A 17,718-nucleotide genomic window follows, 5' to 3' on the forward strand; every position below is an offset into this window, starting at 1 on the left:
TAAGCCTTCGATCGTGAGGGAATTATTTCATATCTTGAAATAATATAGGGGGAAAGCAGTTGGAACAGTTTTTACAAGGGGTTGCTGATTTTTCAGCATGGTTATGGGGCATCCCGCTTATCGCATTGTTATTGATTTCTGGACTTTATATGACATTTAAATTAGGATTTTTTCAGTTTCGCTATTTCGGATACATAATTGGGCAAACGTTCGGCAGCATTTTCAGGAGACCGAAAGGCGAAGGGACGGTTACGCCGTTCCAGGCCTTGACGTCTGCACTGTCATCGACAATCGGTGCAGCGAACATCGTCGGGGTGCCTGCGGCGATCATGTTCGGCGGGCCGGGCGCCATCTTCTGGATGTGGGTCATCGCATTGATCGGCATGGCCTTGAAATTCGCGGAAAGTGTACTGGCGGTTGAATACCGCGAGAAAAACGCTAATGGCGAATTTGTCGGCGGGCCGATGTATTATATGACGAAAGGTTTGAACATGAAATGGCTCGGCATTTGGTTCTCGTTCGCGTTGATGATCGAATTGATCCCGAGCATCATGGTGCAAGGGAATTCGATCGCGAGCACCGTGGAAGCGACGTTCAGCATTCCGGCGTTGTGGACGGGGATTGCGACTGCCATTCTCGTCTCGATTGTCGTCTTCGGCGGCATCAAGCGCATCGGCAAGGTGACGGAGATTTTCGTCCCGTTCATGGCCTTGATGTATGTCGGCGGGGCGGTCGTCATTTTATTGATGAACGTGAAAGCCGTTCCGGAATTCTTCATGCTGATCTTCAGCAACGCCTTTTCACCGGCACCAGTCATGGGCGGCTTTGCCGGTGCGGCAATCGTGGAAGTCATCCGCTGGGGCTTTGCCCGCGGCCTTTATTCCAACGAAGCGGGGCTCGGGACGGCGCCGATCGCCCACGCAGCAGCGACGACCGATCACCCCGTACGCCAGGGCTTCTGGGCCGTCATTGGCGTGGTGGTCGATACCTTGATCGTCTGTACGGCAACAGCGTTCGTCATCTTGTCTTCCGGCGTGTGGACAGAAGAAGGCGCGATGGAAAATTCATCCGCGTTGACGAGCTTGGCGTTTGAAGAGTATTTCGGTGGCTTCGGTTCGATTCTTGTGACAATCGCACTCATCTTCTTCGTCTTGTCGACGATTTTGGTCGTCGTGTTTTACGGCGCCAAGCAAGCGGAATTCTTGTTCGGCACAAAAGCTTCCTATGGCATGCAAGTGGTCTACATAATTGCAGTGGTCTTGGGCGCAGTCGGCGCAGCGGAAGTCATCTGGGGCTTCCTCGACATCATGCTCGCCATGATTCTTATCCCGAACGTCATCGCGATCTTGCTCTTGAGCAACAAAGTGAAAGACTTGAAGAACGAGTTCTTTACGTCGGATGAGTATTATAGGAAGGATCGGAAAGTGAAGAAACGCGCGAAACGCCAGAAAGCGGTTCGCGAAGGGTACGAATCGTAGGCAGGGGGTGTCGTGGTTTGTCGTGTCCCTGTGTTCCGCACAATTCACAGGGGACGAATGGCGGCGTGGCGGGATTCTGCTGCCCTTGTGTCCCTGTGTTACACACAATTTAAGCAGAAAACCTTGGACTCGGGCGAGTTCAAGGTTTTTTTGTGGTGTTGGGGATTTTGGTGCGGGCAGTTTCCAAGGGAGAAGTGATTTGGAGATTTTATGCACTTGTTGAAGAGGGAATCATGGGCATAGCTGTAAATACGAGTTTACTGGAGAAGCGTGCTGCATCTTAATAGGGTGGCATGGAGGAATATTGGTAGGAAGGAAGGGCTACGGCACACTAGTGATGAAAAAAACTTTTAAAAAAATATTATAGCAGTTTACCTTTTAATGGAAACCGGGGAGGGTATTGTTCGCAAATAGTTAAAATGCATAAGTGTGATAACTAGCGTCTATAGTGGAGTTGTCGAGCGTTTCGGATTTTCATATCGAATTTGTAAAACGCTTGTCTTTCCTGAAAAGTATATAAGGAAAACGAAATATTATCTGAATTATAAGAATTTTCATTAGCTACTTTACATATTTTGGCCCTTAATGTAGGTTTATTGTAGTGTTAAAAGTTATATAAACTATATTTTTTATTAAATAATTGATTACTAATCATTTATTTAATAGACAGGAATTGTTTTTAGATTTTTTAGATTTATTTTTGCCAGTATAAAGATCTGTCAACGCGATGGCTATAAGCCAAAGGGGTGTGAGGATGGATCTAAGCAAGGGGATGGTTGAAATGGTGGAAATGCAGCACATGGATTATGAGGCGGGAGCCGAAAGGGAGACGATTCCGCAATTGTACATCGGCTTGCCGTTGGACCGGGGTGTATCCGTTAAATTGTCCCGCGATGAGCAGCAAGGCTTGAACGGGGCGGAAATCATTCTTCCGCCGGCGCAAGTGGAGCGGTTTATGCGGGCACTCATTGAACATCCAATCTTACTGCCGACAAGCTATTCGCAAAGTTCGGCCGTGGAAGACGGGAAGCACATGCTTCGGCTTGCATCCGTTGAAGCGTTTTCGGATTTTGTTGAACGCCTGACGGATACCCTCGGTGCAGTGACTCAAAAAAAGTGAATACGGCAGACCTCTCCCATTCATATTGAAAAGGAAGGTATGCATTTATTTCAGCAAGGCCAGCAAGGTCTCAATAACCAGTTGGGTGCCGCGTGATCAATACTTGTAAGGACCAAAATCGAGGAGGATGAATCGGATGACTGCGATTGTAAAAGAAGAAATGACAATGGAGATCCCGAACAAAACCTATTTGCAAACTTATAAGGACTATATTGAAGGCTATAAGCAGTACAAGCTGGAGAAGTTGGCTCCGCAGTGGCATGTGCCGGTGGATCGCAAGGCGGTAAAAGTGGAGAGTGGATTGTAAGCTGTCCCTGTGTTGTTGGCGCCCCTGTGTTAGACACAATTCCCGCGTGAAGATTCGCGTCACAGCGGGATTGTGGTGCTTGAGTGTCCCTGTGTTCCACACAATTCAATCGTCAAAAAAAACCGTGAACTCAATTGAGTTCACGGTTTTTTTTTGCATTATAGGTTTTTGACGTAGTCTTCAACTTCCTGGGAAGTCGAGAGGCCGAGGATGTGGTCGATATGCCCTTCCATGTCCGCTTTGGAGAGGCGGCTTAGCTGGGAGCGGGCTTTCAGGATCGACGAGGCGCTCATCGAGAATTCGTCCAGGCCGAGGCCGAGGAGAATTGGGATGGCGATTTCGTCGCCGGCCATTTCGCCGCACATGCCGGTCCATTTGCCTTCTTTGTGGGACGCGTCGATGACGGTCTTAACGAGGCGCAGGATAGCTGGGTTGTACGGCTGGTAGAGATACGACACGGATTCGTTCATCCGGTCGGCGGCCATCGTGTATTGGATCAGATCGTTCGTGCCGATGGAGAAGAAGTCGACTTCTTTTGCGAACGTGTCGGCCATGACGGCAGTCGAGGGAATCTCGACCATGATGCCGACTTCGATTTGGTCGCTGACCGGGATGCCTTCCGCTTCGAGTTTCGCTTTTTCCTCCATAAGAAGAGCTTTCGCTTCGCGGAACTCATCGAGCGTCGCAATCATCGGGAACATGATCTTGAGGTTCCCGTGGACACTCGCACGGAGCAATGCGCGCAGCTGCGTGCGGAACATGTCCGGCATCTCGAGGCATAGGCGGATCGCACGGAGGCCGAGGAACGGGTTGAGTTCTTTCGGCAGTTTCAAGTACGACAGTTCCTTGTCGCCGCCGATGTCGAGCGTGCGGACGACGGTCGGTTTGCCGTCCATGCCTTGCAAGACTTCCGCATAGGCGTCGGTCTGTTCTTGTTCGGTCGGGAACTCGTCGCGGCCCATGTACAGGAATTCCGTCCGGTACAAGCCGATCGCTTCGCCGCCGTTATCCAAGACGCCGACTAAATCTTTCGGCGTGCCGATATTGGCGCCGAGTTCGACTGCGACGCCGTCTTTCGTGACGGTCGCTTCGTTTTTCAGCTTGGCCCATTCGGCTTTTTGTCCCGCATACGCGGTTTGCTTTTCTTTGTATTCGGCAAGTGTCGCCTCGTCCGGGTCGAGAAGGACTTCGCCTTCCAGGCCGTCGATGATGACGATCGTGCCGTTATCAATGGAACTCATCGCTGTTTTCGCGCCGACGACTGCCGGGATTTCCAATGTGCGCGCGAGGATCGCGGAATGCGACGTGCGCCCGCCGATATCGGTGATGAAACCTTTGATGTATTTCGGGTTTAATTGCACCGTGTCGGATGGGGTCAAGTCTTCTGCGATGACGACGACTTCATCGGTGATCATGCTTGGGTTTTGGATCTTTACGCCTAACAGATGGGCGAGCACGCGTTTCGTGACATCGCGCACATCGGCGGCGCGTTCTTTCATGTATTCATTGTCCATCGCTTCGAACATGTCGACGAACATCGTCGAGGTTTCGTGAAGCGCGAATTCTGCGTTGACGCTGTCGGTGTTGATTTTGTCGGTGATCGGCCCGATCAGTTCCGGGTCTTCCAACACGAGCAAGTGGGCGCCGAAAATGGCCGCTTCCTTGTCGCTGATTTCTTCGGCGGTGCGTTTTTTAATGACTTCCAGTTCGGCGATCGATTCGTTGACCGCTTGCTGGAAGCGTTCGATTTCCGCCTGTGTGTCCGCCACGTTTTTCTTATCGACTGTCAGGTCCGGATGTTCCAGGCGGAAGGCCTTGGCGATGGCGATGCCGTTAGAGGCTGCGATTCCGGAGAGGCGATTCATTGGTTCGAGATCCCTTGTTCTTTGAGTACGCGCTCGATTGTCTCCATCGCTTCCGCTTCGTCCGCGCCGTCTGCCGCGATCTGGACTTGCGACCCGGAAGGAACGCCGAGTGACATAACACCGAGGATCGATTTCAAGTTAACTTTCTTGTCCTTGAATTCCATTGTGATGTCGGATTGGAATTTTGTAAGAGAGCCTACGAGTGCTGAAGCTGGGCGTGCATGCATGCCTGCTGGGTCTGTGATTGTGAATGTTTTTTCTACCATGAAAATTCCTCCTTGGGGGTGATTGGGTTGTAAGCGAATTCACCCTCCATTATGACATTATCCGCAGAAAATGCATAGCAGGGCCTTGTGGCTGGAAAAAACAGAAAACATAGTGTTGTCCGGAGAGGCGCGACAGGGGTGGTTGTGTCCCTGTGTGGATGGAGTGCCTGGTCCCTGTGTCAGACACAATTCGGCGGAGAGGATTCGCGGCGCAGCGGGGTTTTGGTGTCCGAGCGCCCCTGTGTCAGGCACAATTCACGGCAAAGACAGCCTTGTCCGGACAGCGGCGACAAAGTTGATTTTTCATTAGATTGAATGCGCTTACACAATGGGCGTATAATCTGAATTAACAAACAAAAGAGGGGCGCTAGCTAAGTAGAAAGTTTCGATACTTGCAGCGCTCTTAAAAGGAGGATGAAAGGAATGGCAGAAGAACGTTCAAGCGTTAAAGTGAAAGTCCAGAAGTTCGGGAACTTCCTCAGTTCGATGGTCATGCCGAACATCGGCGCGTTTATTGCCTGGGGGCTCATCACGGCATTATTTATTCCGACAGGTTTTTTCCCGAATGAACAATTTGCGTCGCTTGTTGGCCCGATGATTACGTATTTGCTTCCGTTGTTGATCGGGTATACGGGCGGTAAGCTCGTCCACGACCAGCGAGGCGGCGTTATGGGCGCAATCGCCACGATGGGGGTCATCGTCGGGGCGCCCGATACGCCGATGTTTCTCGGCGCGATGATCATGGGGCCGCTCAGTGCCTGGGTCATCAAGCAGTTTGACCGGTTGATTGAAGGTAAGATCCGTTCCGGTTTTGAGATGCTCGTCAATAACTTCTCGGCCGGGATCATCGGCGGCGCACTTGCGTTGCTCGCTTTCCTCGGCATCGGGCCGGCCGTCAGCGCGTTGACGCAAGTATTGGTTGCAGGCGTCGACTGGCTGCTCGAGACGGGATTGCTTCCGCTCACCAGCATCTTGATCGAGCCGGGGAAAATTTTGTTCCTCAATAACGCGATCAACCACGGCATCCTGACGCCGCTTGGGCTTGAACAAGTGCAGCAAGCGGGCCGTTCGGTTCTGTTCTTGCTCGAAGCGAACCCAGGGCCTGGCCTTGGCGTCTTGCTTGCGTTCATGTTCTTCGGAAAAGGCATCGCGAAGCAATCGGCACCGGGTGCGATCATCATCCAGTTCTTTGGCGGGATCCACGAGATTTATTTCCCGTACGTGTTAATGAAACCGATGCTTCTCTTGTCCGTCATCCTCGGCGGCATGAGCGGGGTCTTCACTCTCGTCTTGATGGGCGGCGGCTTGGTAGCGCCGGCTTCACCGGGCAGTATCTTCGCCATCACCGCGGTCACTCCGCCTGAAGGCATGGCGTATGTCGCGAACTTTACGGCGATTTTGGTCGCGGCGACGGTGTCGTTCTTGATTTCAGCGGTCGTGTTGAAGCGCAGCAAAGACACCGAAACGGACGAGGACGTCGCAGCTGCAACGAGACGCATGGAAGAAATGAAAGGCAAGAAAAGCTCGGTTGCCGGCGCACTGGGCGCGAGCGCTGGAGCGGCGGGCACGTTCCCGGAAGATGTCCACAAGATCGTCTTTGCGTGCGACGCGGGGATGGGGTCGAGCGCGATGGGCGCCTCGCTCCTCAGCAAGAAAGTGAAAGAAGCAGGCATGGACATCAAAGTCACGAACAGTGCGATTTCATCCATCCCGGCCGATTCGCAAATCATCATCACACAGGACAAATTGACGCCGCGTGCAAGAGACAAGCGCCCGGATGCATACCACATCTCGGTCGACAACTTCCTGTCGAGCCCGGAATACGACCATTTGATCGAGCGCATGAAACACGGCGTGACAGAAGAACAAAGCGAACTGGTCGACGACAGCGAAGCGAACGCGGCGACCGGCGAAGAAGCGGACGCTCCTTTGCTCACGGAAGACAATATTTTCATCAATCAACGCTTCCGCACAAAAGAAGAAGCGATCCGCTTTGCCGGAGACGCTCTTGTGAAAGCAGGATACGTCGAGCCGTCGTATGTCGATGAAATGATCAAGCGCGAAGAAATCACGACGACCTATATGGGCAACGATGTCGCGATTCCGCACGGCACCGAAGAAGCGAAAAAAGCGGTCTTGAGATCCGGCTTCACGGTCGTCCAAGTACCGGACGGCGTGGATTTTGACGGAGAGAAAGCGAAATTGATTTTCGCCATCGCCGGCAAAGACGGCACGCATTTGGAGATTTTGTCCGGCATCGCGGTCATCTGCGCCGAGCAATCGAACGTCGACGAACTCGTCGCCGCGAAATCTCCGAAAGAACTGCTCGACATCTTGAACAGCAAATAAGCGACACCACGAAAAGGCAGGGGGAATCCTGCCTTTTTGTGCTATTTCTTTGGTTTATTCATATCGGGATATTTTGGTGGAAAAATAGATATAGTACGAGTTAGTGGGGAAATCGCTCCAGGCGGACGCTTTAGGCCCGCAGGAGGCGGGTCATTCAGCTGGTGCGACAGGACGTCGCGCACTCAGCCGCTTCCAGTTTACTAATGAAACAGTTTAAACCGCTGCTGCTCCCACATCTGCAGTGCAGATGCGTCGCAAATGAACAAGCTCAAGCGCCTTTCGCTTATTCATTAGTCGCCGCCTTCCGCTCTTTAAATTTAGTTTGAATACTGGGTAAGTGTTTCTAACTTTATTGAGACAAAAAATGAAAGCCAGCTGTTTTGCGGAATATGTGGAGTAGTGAGAAACTATATATAGGATAGATAAAGAAATTGTTAAGCTTCTGTAATTATATTGAGTAAGTAGGTAATATCAAAAGCTAGTGAACCTGCTAGTAATAATCCTTATTGAAATAGCGTATAACCCTAGATATGGAGCAAAACCACGGAGACTCCCAAGGGAGCAGCGCTCTTTTAAGCGACGAGACAGCCGAGACCCCGCAAGGCGCGAAGCGACTGAGGAGGCTTGGCGCTCGCCCGCAGGAAATGAATTAGCGATGGGTAAGCTGAGCTAATTCATTTGCGACGCATTTACGCAGTAAATGTGAGAGCAAGGGTTTCGTAGTGGTTTTGCGGAATATCTTCAGTAGTGAAATGCTGTTATTGAAAAACTTGTATATTCTTTATTAACGAAAAGTGACAAAGGAGTAGGTGAGTGGATGTTTGTCACGGTTAGGGAAAAGTCGATCATTGAGCTGGTGACCAGGATGTCGGCAAAGCATACGGTGAATTCCTTGGCGACGTATCTCGACGTCAGCGCACGGACGATTCAGCGGGATTTGAAGTCGGTGGACAAGCTATTGGAGCAGTTTGGGCTCACGATGAAACGCAATGCGGCGGATGCGCTCTTTATTGACGGCAATAACGAGAAAATCTACCGCCTGATGCAGCAGCTTGCGGCATCAAGCGCGCCGGAAGCGACGCCGGAGGAGAAAAAGCTGCGCTTGCTCATCATTTTAATGGAAGAAGGGGCGTTTTTTAAAAAGCAGGTGCTGTCGAATCAGCTCGGCATCAGCACGACGACGCTCACTTCGTATTTGGATGAGCTCGGCAATTGGCTGCGCAAGTTCTCGGTTACCTTGTCCAGGCAGCGCGGCGTCGGGGTGGAAATCGCAGGTGAGGAAGCGCATAAACGCCACGCGCTGGCGGCGTATTTCTTGATTCATTTCTACGAAGAGCTTATTGAAAGCCTGTATTATTTGCAGCAAGGCAAGACCGAGGGCGAAAAAGTGCTCGGCTATTTCAACCCGGCGTATCTTGCTTCGGCGAACGAACTCGTCGGCGAACACATCAGCGAGGAACAGATCCGCTTGGCCGACAGCGATTACACAGGCCTCGTCGTGCATCTCGCCTTGGCGCTGCAGCGGACCGAAAGCGGCTTGCTGCTGGATGCGCCAGAAGAACGGGAGCGTAACGCGGAGTACGGCATGATCAAAGCGATTTGCGATGAGTTGCACGCGCGGCTTGGCGTGGCGTTGACGGAGCGCGATGTCGCGTTTCTTGCGGTCGTCTTGAAGGGCTCGAAAATCCAGGCGTCGAATGTGCTGTATTACGACAGCGTGCTGCTCGGGAAACTCGTCAAGAACATGATCCGCGACGTGTCCGCGCAGCTCGGCGTCGATTTGACGAAGGATTTTTCCTTGTACCAAGGCTTGCTTGCGCATATGGAGCCGCTCATTTTCCGGCTCAAGCAAAAGCTCGAATCGTTCAATCCGCTGACCGAGGAAATCAAGAAGAAGTACCCGGTGCTGTTTCTCGCGGTCAAGCAGACTTTAGAGACCGAATTCGACGACCTGGAGTTTTCGGCGGACGAAGTGGCGTTTATTGTGCTTCATTTCGGCTCGGCGTTATTGATGAATGAAGAACGCGTGCAGCTCGAAGCGGTCGTCGTGTGCCCGACCGGCATCGGCACGTCGAAAATGCTCGCGAGCCGCATCCAAAAAGAGCTGCCGGAAATCGATTCGGTGAAGATCTTGGCGGTCCACGATTTCCAGTCGGCGAATTTAAAGGACTACGACCTGGTCATTTCGACGATCCGCCTGCCGGTGACCGATGTGGATTATTTGATGGTGAGCCCGCTGTTGAACGAACAGGACATCAGCCATATCGAGAATTACTTGCAGCACAATATCCAGCAAGTGACGCGCAACAAGCAGTATTTGACGGCAGAAGACGTCACGAGGCCCAACCGAAAAGAGCGGCGGGATGTCCGGAAGTTGCTGGTGGACATCAAGCAAGTGCAGACGGGGATGGAAGCGATACTCGACCATTTCCGGGTGGTGAACAAGCACGGCGCAGATTATTGGCAGGTGCTCGAAGAGGTGTTGGGCGGAATGGCGGCGGACGGCTTGCTGGATGCAAAGAGCACCTTGCGGCAACTGAAAGACCGCGAGACGAAAGGCGGCCTCGGGATTCCGGGGACCAATATGGCGCTGTTTCATTGCCGAGACGAATCGGTAGGTCATTTGCTGTTCCAGGTGGTGCATTTGGATACGCCGAGTGCGGTCAAAGGGATGGACGGACGCGACGTGCACATGACGAATGTGTTGTTGATGCTGACGCCAGTGGAATTGAGCGAGCGTGAACAGGAAATCATGAGCTTGATTAGTTCGAGCCTGATCGAAAGCGAAGCCGCGATGATGATTTTCTCGTCGTCGAATGAAGGCGTCATCCGCGGCAAATTGGAAGAGTTGTTTTACGAATACTTACAAAATAATTTGATGAAGGAATGATTGGAATGAAACAAACGATCCATTTTGGGGCAGGCAATATCGGCAGAGGGTTTATCGGGGCCTTGTTCTCGGAATCCGGCTATCACGTCAGTTTTGTCGATGTGGCGGAACAGATCATCGACGGGTTGAACGAACAGGGCCGGTACCGCGTGAACATGGCGCAGGAGACGGACGAAAGTGTCTTGGTGGACAATGTGTCGGGCATCAACAATATGAAAGATGAAGACGCGGTCATCGCGAAGATCCAGCAAGCGACGTATTTGACGACGGCGATCGGGCCGAACATCTTGCCGCGCATCGCGCCGTTGATTGCGCGCGGAATTGAAGCGCGCGTGAAGGGAAATTTTGCGACGGGAGCGGATTTAGAGCCGATGTCGGAGTTGGACGTGGCGACGGACATGAGCGCGGGTTCGGAAAAATTATACATCATTGCCTGTGAAAACCAGATTGGCGCGACCGATATTTTGAAAGGCCACATTTTGAGCCATTTGAGCGACGAAGCGAAAGCGGATCTCGCGGGCAAGGTGTATTTCTTTAATTCGGCGGTCGACCGCATCGTGCCGATCCAGGAAGGCCATTCACTCGACGTCTTGGTCGAGCCGTATTACGAGTGGATCGTCGAGACGACCGAAGACATACCGCCGGTTTCCGGCATGACGATCGTCGATGACTTGGCGCCGTTCATCGAGCGCAAGCTGTTCACGGTCAATACGGGCCACGCCGTCATCGCGTATCACGGCTATCTCGCCGGCAAAACGACGATCGACGAAACCTTGGCCGACCCGGAAATCGAACGCGAAGTCCGGGAAACCCTGAAAGAGACCGGCGCGTACCTCGTGAAGCAATACGGCTTGGACGAACAGGAGCACCTGGCCTATATCGACAAAAACATCGAGCGCTTCAAAAACGCCTATTTGAACGACGGCGTCACGCGCGTCGGCCGCGCGCCGATCCGCAAACTGGGCCCGGAAGACCGCCTCGTGCGCCCGGCCGTGCAAGCGCAAAAAGCGGGACTGGCGTATGCGCATCTCGCCAAAGCGATCGCCGCGGCGTTGTTGTTCGATTACGCGGAAGACGAAGAAGCGGTGAAAATCCAGGAGATGATCGCACAAGGCGGGCCGGAGCGCGTATTGACAGAAGTCAGCGGGCTCGCAGCCGATAGCGAGCTGGCGCAGGAAGTCGTGCGTCAGTATGAGGCAATGAAGAAGAAGTAGTAGCTAGCTGTCCCTGTGTTCCGCACAATTTCAACCGCATCCCGGTGGCCGAAATGGCGCCGGGATGCGGTTTTTGCGTGCGGGGGAATTGTATGCGCCCCTGTGTTGCACACAATTTCGGCGAAAAAACGCGGTGGCGGGCTTGTCCCTGTGTTGCACACAATTCAACGCTCCGTTTTCCCGTCGCTGCGGCATTTGACTGTCCTTTTGTCCCTGTGTTGCACACAATTCCACACGTCGACGGTATACTTTTTGTCTGTATGTGAGATTAAAGTGCGTACTTCCCAAGATGTATGCGGGGACTTACACTTGGAGGGCATCAAAATACGCATATGAGGAGCTGCACATAGATGAAATTACAACTAGCATTGGATTTAGTAGATATTCCGCAAGCGATCGAATTGATCAAGGAAGTCGAGGGGTCGATCGATATCGTCGAACTCGGCACACCGGTCATTAACCAAGAAGGGTTGAAAGCCGTGCGCGAAGTGAAAGCGGCGTTTCCGCACTTGGAAGTCTTGGCGGATGTGAAAATCATGGACGCGGCGGCTTATGAAGTCGGCAATGCCGCGGCTGCTGGAGCGGACATCGTGACGATTCTCGCGCAAGCGGAAGATTCGTCGATCAAAGGCGCAGTCGAAGAAGCGAAAAAACTGGGCAAGAAGATCCTCGTCGACATGATCGCCGTGAAAGACATCGAAACTCGTGCCGCTGAACTCGACATGCTGGGGGCGGATTATATTTGCGTCCACACGGGCTATGATTTGCAGGCAGAAGGAAAAGATTCATTCGCAGACTTGCGCACGATCAAAAGCGTCGTGAAAAATGCGAAAACCGCGATTGCTGGCGGCATCAAACTGGAAACTTTGCCGGAAGTCATCGAAGCGCAGCCGGATTTGATCATTGTCGGGGGCGGCATCACAGGCAAAGACGACAAAAAGGCTGAAGCGGCGAAAATCAAGGCGCTTATGAACGAAAGCGTGACGGTTTAACGTGAACGTTTCCGGATTCATGAATGAAATAACTGCCGAACTGTCGCACACGGTCGGGCAAGTGAGTGACGCGGAAGCTGCCCGTTTGGTGACCGCGATGGCGCAAGCCGATAAGATTTTTGTCGCAGGCGGCGGCCGCTCCGGCTTCATGGCGAAAGCGTTCGTCATGCGTATGGTGCACATGGGCTTGAACGCTTATGTGGTCGGCGAAACGGTGACGCCGAGTTTGCAGGAAAAGGATTTGTTCATCGTCGGATCGGGTTCCGGTGAAACGGGCAGCTTGCTTGCGATGACCGAAAAAGCGAAAGCGATCGGTGCAACAGTTGCGGCGGTGACGACCAATCCGGCGTCGTCGATCGGCAGGCTTGCGGATCTCCACATCACCATCCCGGCGCAAGCGAAAGCGGACGGGGCGAGCGGCAAATCCATCCAACCGATGGGCTCGTTGTTCGAGCAATCGCTATTGGTGGTATACGATGCGCTCGTCTTGGCGTTTATGGAGCAGCAACACATCACGGCCGATGCGATGTTCGGCACGCACGCCAATTTGGAATAGCACAGAAATAAGCTTGAGGCTGGAAGCGATTCCGTCTCAAGCTTATTTTTCATGCCAAGCTTACCTATTGGACAACTCGCCCACAGAGGTGCAAAATTGGTGGCATGGACAACTGCGGTGACAGGGCAGGTTTGATTGGAATGAATGGCGAGTGGCTGGTTGCGGAGCTTAATCGCAATGGCTGGCCCGCCAAAAAAACAGCATGATGTGAAGGAGCAAGTGTATGTATAAAATGATCGCAATTGATTTAGATGGAACCTTGCTGACGGATGAGTTGAAGGTGACGACGGATACGATGGCGGCGATTCGGCAGTCGATGGAACTCGGCGTGGTCGTGACGATCGCGACGGGGCGCATGTATCCGTCCGCACAGCGGATCGCCTTGGAACTCGGACTCGACGCCCCGATGATCACGTACCAAGGGGCGATGATCAAATCGGCGACGAGCGGGGAAGTGCTGCGTGAACGCATCGTCTCGTTCGACATCGCGCAAACGTGCATCCGCATCGCAGCCGAGAACCAAATGCACATCCAAGTCTATCAGGACGATGTGCTCTACAGCGCAGTCGATAACGAGCAGGTCAGGGCTTATTCCAAAGAAGTCGGCGTTGGCTATAAAATCGAGCCGGACCTTCTCAAGCTCGCGGAAAATGGCTTCATGAAACTGCTGTTTATCGACGAACCGGAAGCCCTTGCGCCGGTGCAGGCAGAATTAAAGGCGGTACTCGGCGACGAAGCGTGCATCGAGAAATCCAAACTGCGCTACCTCGAAGTGACGCATCCGGAAGCGAATAAAGGCAGTGCCTTGAACTTCTTGGCTGAACAGCTCGGCATTGATTCTTCGGAAGTGATCGGCATCGGCGACAACCACAACGATGCGGACCTCGTCAAAGCAGCCGGCTTCGGCATCGCCATGGGCAACGCTGTCATCGAATTAAAAGAGCTCGCCGACTACACGAGCTTGTCGAACAACGAAGAAGGCGTCTTGCATGTGCTCAATAAATTCATTTTGGAACCAAGGGCAGCCGCTGTCGATTCGGGACAGCGAGGGACGGATTCCGGTAGATAAAGATAAAGATGGAGGGGACGCAAATGCCCAATTTGGGAGAGAAGACATTTAACTGCGAAAAAGAATTGACCCTTTCCATCATCGGCGGAAAGTGGAAGATGCTCGTGTTGTGGCATTTAGGGAAATCCGGCACGAAGCGCTTCGGCGAGTTGAAAAAACTCATGCCCGGCATCACCCAGCGCATGCTGGTCAACCAGCTGCGTGAACTGGAAGATCACTTGATCGTCCACCGCGAAGTGTATCCGGTCGTGCCGCCGAAAGTGGAGTATTCGCTGACCGAACAAGGCGAGAGCCTCATGCCGATCTTGGATTCGATGTACGATTGGGGCAAAGGGTATATGGAGCGGAATTTGTAGTTGGTGTCCCTGTGTCAGACACAATTCAAACCGCATCCCGGCAGCCGAAAAGGCGCTGGGATGCGGTTTTTTGGTGTCGGGGAACTGTTTGCGCCCCTGTGTTCCGCACAATTCAAACAGAAAAAAGCCCGTTCCAGGGGAGGAGCGGGCTTTTTTGTATGGAATTTTAGCGGACGTTCATTTCGTTCGGGTGGGCGCCTTTGCGGCGGTTTTTATCCAGCCCGTTGATTTGGTTCATGTCCTCTTCGCTTAATTCGAAATCGAAAACCTTGAAATTTTCTTCGATGCGGGATGGCGTGACGGATTTCGGAATGACGATCGTGTTGTTTTGCAGGTGCCAGCGCAAGACGATTTGGGCTGGGGATTTCTTGTGCGCTTCGGCGATTTTTTGGATCACTTCGTCCTGCAGCACTTCGCCGCCTTGGTCGAGCGGGCTCCATGCTTCGACGAAGATATTATGCTGTGCGCAGAATTCTTTTAATTCATTTTGCGCCAAATACGGATGGCATTCGATTTGATTCAGCACGGGCGGCACGTCGCATTCGTCCAACAAGCGCTGCAAATGCTCGATTTCGAAGTTGCAGACGCCGATCGCTTTGACGCGTCCGTCTTTGTATAGTTTTTCCATCGCTTTATACGTCTCGACGTAGTTGTCGAATTCAGGTGTCGGCCAGTGGATGAGGTAGAGGTCCACATAATCGAGGCCGAGGCGCTCGAGGCTTTCGTCGAAGGCGCGCAAGGTGCTGTCATAGCCTTGGTCGGCGTTCCAGACTTTGGTGGTGATGAACAAATCTTCGCGCGGGATTGTCGTTTCTTTCAGTGCTTTCCCGACGCCTTCCTCGTTTTTATAGATCATCGCCGTATCGATGGATGTATAGCCGGTGTTCAGCGCGGTCGTTACGGCATCGGCTGCTTGGCCGTTGTCGACTTGCCAGACGCCGAAGCCTAGTTGGGGCATTTCGAGTTTATTATTTAGCGTTACATGATTCACGGGACATTTCTCCTTTGTGGTTAGATTACAACAATCTATAGAATACCCTGAAGTGGGCGGGGATAAGCTTTTTTTGGATTCCTGTGTCAAACACAATTTAAGCGAATGAAAATAGCTTTTATAGTAAAGCGAACTGAACTGGAATTTATTCCGGCTTAACGCCGTGCGGATCGGGGAAAAGACAAAGACAAGAAAAACTCGGGGAGGCGGCTTGGATGAAGAACGATCAGCAAAAGCACGGAAAAGGCCGGAAGTTAAGCTTGAAAAAGCTGGAGGATCAAGTAGTGGTGATTGTCGGTGCGACGAGCGGCATCGGGCTTGCAACGGCTCGCCTGGCTGCGGAACGCGGCGCAAAAGTCGTCTTGGCGGCGCGCAATCAAGAAGCGCTCGAGGCTTTGGCGGAAGAACTGAACGCTCGCGGCCGAGTTGCCGTTTCGGTGCAGGCGGATGTTGGCCGGGAAGAAGGTATCGCAAGGATTGCTGAGGCGGCCATCCGTTCATTCGGCGGCTTCGATACCTGGGTCAATAACGCCAGCATCATGATTTTCGGGAATGCTTTGGAAATACCGGTGGACGATATGAAAAAGCAGTTCGACACAAATTACTGGAGCGTCGTTTACGGGTCGCGCACAGCGGCAAACCATTACGCGGAGCGGGGAGATGCCGGATCGATCATCAACATCGGGTCGGGTTTCGGCGACCGGGGCGTCGTGCTACAGTCTTCCTACGCCGCGAGCAAGTTCGCGGTGCACGGCTGGACGGAAAGCTTGCGAATGGAACTCGAGAAGCAGAAATTGCCGGTGTCGGTGACGCTCATCCATTCGGGCCGCATCGATACGCCGTATAACGAACACGCCCGGAGCTATCTCGACAAGCAGCCGGGACATATCGGCATGATGTATGACCCGCGCGTCGTCGCTGATGCAGTGCTGTTCGCGGCGGCGCATAGAAAACGCGATGTCTATGTCGGCGGTCAGGCGAAATTGCTGTCGCTCGCCGGAAGCGCCGCGCCGCGCATGACCGACCGCTTGATGGAAGCGACGCTGTACCGCACACAGCAATTGGAGCGGCCGTCTCGCTTGCCGAAAGACAGCGCGTTGTACCGGCCGGGATATGGATTAGCGGAACGCGGGTCGAACAAAGGCTGGCTGCGGAAAAACAGTTGGTCGCTTGTCGCCCAGAAGCATCCGCTTCTTGCGAGTGCGGCGATTGCCGGTGCGGGTTCTGTTCTATGGAAAACGTTTGTGAAACGGTGAGATGTCCCTGTGTTAGACACAATTTGGAGGCGGCGATTCGCTTCACACCAGGAATTCGCTGTGCAGCCGTCCCTGTGTGCCACACAATTCGACGCAAAAAAGCTGCCTTCCCTGATCTCAAGGAAGGCAGCTTTTTCGGTTTCATTTGCTTAGTACAGCCCGAGTGCCTGCAAGCCGATTTCAGCGAGTTTCGCTTGTCCGGCGTTGGTTGGGTGGATGTCTCCCGGCAGGACGTATACTGCTTGATTGTTCCCGAAAGCCGTGTCAGCGTCCGCGAGATAGACGTTTTCATTGGAGTAGGCGAGGCCGGCGAATGCCGAATTGATCTGCGGCAGGACGGAATCGGCGACATAGTGGAGCGGGTCGGTCAGCTGGAATGGATTGTAGACATTATAGAGCACGATCGGTGAATCGGTGAGCGAGCGGATTTCCGTGATGATTTGCTGGATGTTCGAGAAGACATCACTTTGGCTGAGTTTCAGCTGAAGAAGCTGCTGGAACAGGGCTTGATTGCCGCCGCTTTCGGCTGCGGCTTCGCGCAAGATGGCGAGCAAATCGTTATTGCCGATCGTCACGGCGACGTAATCCGAATGGATGATGGCTTGCCGGTATTTCTGGTCGTTCTGCAATGCTTCGAGCAATTGGTCCGATTGCCAGCCGGACACGCCGAGGTTGCGCACCCGGAAATCGGCCAGCTTGCCGATTAAATAAGGATAGCTGGTCTTCGCGGGATTCTTGTTGGTCTGGCCGAGATTCAAGCCGAACGGAATCGAATCGCCGACAGCGACGAGCGATTCTTTGGCGTTGTCGCTCTTGGCGAAAGCGCCAGGAGACAGGAGTAGGCTGGCAAGCAACACGATGACAATGGTTTTGATGAGCTTTTTCATAGAACCCTCCCTTTCTGTTTCATTCAGGTATAGTATAAAACTAATAGTCCGAATATTCTATCTATAATTTATGAGCTGGATTCGTTTGAGTCGATTGTCACGGTTTGATGGTGTCCCTGTGT

General features: G+C 52.8%; 15 protein-coding genes. 11 read left to right on the plus strand and 4 right to left on the minus strand.

Annotation, left to right across the window (positions count from 1 at the left end; genetic code table 11):
• Positions 1-59 precede the first annotated feature (59 nt).
• From AB9R92_RS13455 to AB9R92_RS13465, 3 genes are all read left to right on the plus strand, one after another.
• On the plus strand, positions 60-1,478 hold the full coding sequence (locus tag AB9R92_RS13455; protein ID WP_370669933.1) for an alanine/glycine:cation symporter family protein: 1,419 nt from the start codon (positions 60-62) through the stop codon (positions 1,476-1,478).
• A gap of 754 nt (positions 1,479-2,232) precedes the next feature.
• Positions 2,233-2,598, plus strand: coding sequence for a hypothetical protein (locus AB9R92_RS13460; protein ID WP_370669934.1), 366 nt, complete (start codon positions 2,233-2,235; stop codon positions 2,596-2,598).
• Positions 2,599-2,734: 136 nt separating this feature from the next.
• Positions 2,735-2,905: a hypothetical protein gene (locus tag AB9R92_RS13465; protein ID WP_370669935.1), complete on the plus strand. Its 171-nt coding sequence runs from the start codon at positions 2,735-2,737 to the stop codon at positions 2,903-2,905.
• Between the two features lie 158 nt (positions 2,906-3,063).
• On the opposite strand, the gene ptsP is transcribed toward AB9R92_RS13465, so the two are convergent.
• Together ptsP and AB9R92_RS13475 are read right to left on the minus strand one after the other, a co-directional pair.
• A complete protein-coding gene (ptsP, locus tag AB9R92_RS13470) occupies positions 3,064-4,770 on the minus strand; it encodes a phosphoenolpyruvate--protein phosphotransferase (RefSeq protein ID WP_370669936.1) in 1,707 nt (568 codons plus the stop codon).
• Positions 4,767-5,036, minus strand: a complete 270-nt coding sequence (locus AB9R92_RS13475; RefSeq protein ID WP_370669937.1) for a phosphocarrier protein HPr — start codon at positions 5,034-5,036, stop codon at positions 4,767-4,769. Before AB9R92_RS13475 ends, ptsP begins: the two co-directional genes overlap by 4 nt.
• A gap of 423 nt (positions 5,037-5,459) precedes the next feature.
• Here AB9R92_RS13475 and AB9R92_RS13480 point away from each other — a divergent pair, with 423 nt between their 5' ends.
• The 7 genes from AB9R92_RS13480 to AB9R92_RS13510 all read left to right on the plus strand — a co-directional run bounded on the left by AB9R92_RS13480 (position 5,460) and on the right by AB9R92_RS13510 (position 14,462).
• Positions 5,460-7,385 (plus strand): PTS mannitol transporter subunit IICBA, encoded by a 1,926-nt coding sequence (locus tag AB9R92_RS13480; protein ID WP_370669938.1) that lies wholly within the window; start codon positions 5,460-5,462, stop codon positions 7,383-7,385.
• A gap of 817 nt (positions 7,386-8,202) precedes the next feature.
• Entirely contained in the window at positions 8,203-10,275 is a 2,073-nt protein-coding gene (locus AB9R92_RS13485) for a BglG family transcription antiterminator (RefSeq protein WP_370669939.1), read from the plus strand.
• Between the two features lie 5 nt (positions 10,276-10,280).
• On the plus strand, positions 10,281-11,489 hold the full coding sequence (locus AB9R92_RS13490; RefSeq protein WP_370669940.1) for a mannitol-1-phosphate 5-dehydrogenase: 1,209 nt from the start codon (positions 10,281-10,283) through the stop codon (positions 11,487-11,489).
• A gap of 350 nt (positions 11,490-11,839) precedes the next feature.
• Positions 11,840-12,481, plus strand: coding sequence for a 3-hexulose-6-phosphate synthase (gene hxlA / locus AB9R92_RS13495; RefSeq protein WP_370669941.1), 642 nt, complete (start codon positions 11,840-11,842; stop codon positions 12,479-12,481).
• Position 12,482: 1 nt separating this feature from the next.
• Positions 12,483-13,037 (plus strand): 6-phospho-3-hexuloisomerase, encoded by a 555-nt coding sequence (gene hxlB, locus AB9R92_RS13500; protein WP_370669942.1) that lies wholly within the window; start codon positions 12,483-12,485, stop codon positions 13,035-13,037.
• Between the two features lie 223 nt (positions 13,038-13,260).
• On the plus strand, positions 13,261-14,106 hold the full coding sequence (locus tag AB9R92_RS13505) for a Cof-type HAD-IIB family hydrolase (protein WP_370669943.1): 846 nt from the start codon (positions 13,261-13,263) through the stop codon (positions 14,104-14,106).
• A gap of 23 nt (positions 14,107-14,129) precedes the next feature.
• Entirely contained in the window at positions 14,130-14,462 is a 333-nt protein-coding gene (locus tag AB9R92_RS13510; RefSeq protein WP_101190983.1) for a winged helix-turn-helix transcriptional regulator, read from the plus strand.
• 166 nt (positions 14,463-14,628) lie between these two features.
• Here AB9R92_RS13510 and AB9R92_RS13515 read toward each other — a convergent pair whose 3' ends face one another.
• Entirely contained in the window at positions 14,629-15,453 is an 825-nt protein-coding gene (locus AB9R92_RS13515; protein ID WP_370669944.1) for an aldo/keto reductase, read from the minus strand.
• 215 nt (positions 15,454-15,668) lie between these two features.
• Here AB9R92_RS13515 and AB9R92_RS13520 point away from each other — a divergent pair, with 215 nt between their 5' ends.
• Complete coding sequence (locus AB9R92_RS13520; RefSeq protein WP_370669945.1) at positions 15,669-16,709, plus strand: SDR family oxidoreductase; 1,041 nt, start codon at positions 15,669-15,671, stop codon at positions 16,707-16,709.
• 149 nt (positions 16,710-16,858) lie between these two features.
• On the opposite strand, the gene AB9R92_RS13525 is transcribed toward AB9R92_RS13520, so the two are convergent.
• A complete protein-coding gene (locus AB9R92_RS13525) occupies positions 16,859-17,596 on the minus strand; it encodes a GDSL-type esterase/lipase family protein (protein ID WP_370669946.1) in 738 nt (245 codons plus the stop codon).
• Between the last annotated feature and the right edge of the window lie 122 nt (positions 17,597-17,718).

Source organism: Planococcus sp. SSTMD024 (assembly GCF_041320495.1).
GTDB lineage: Bacteria > Bacillota > Bacilli > Bacillales_A > Planococcaceae > Planococcus.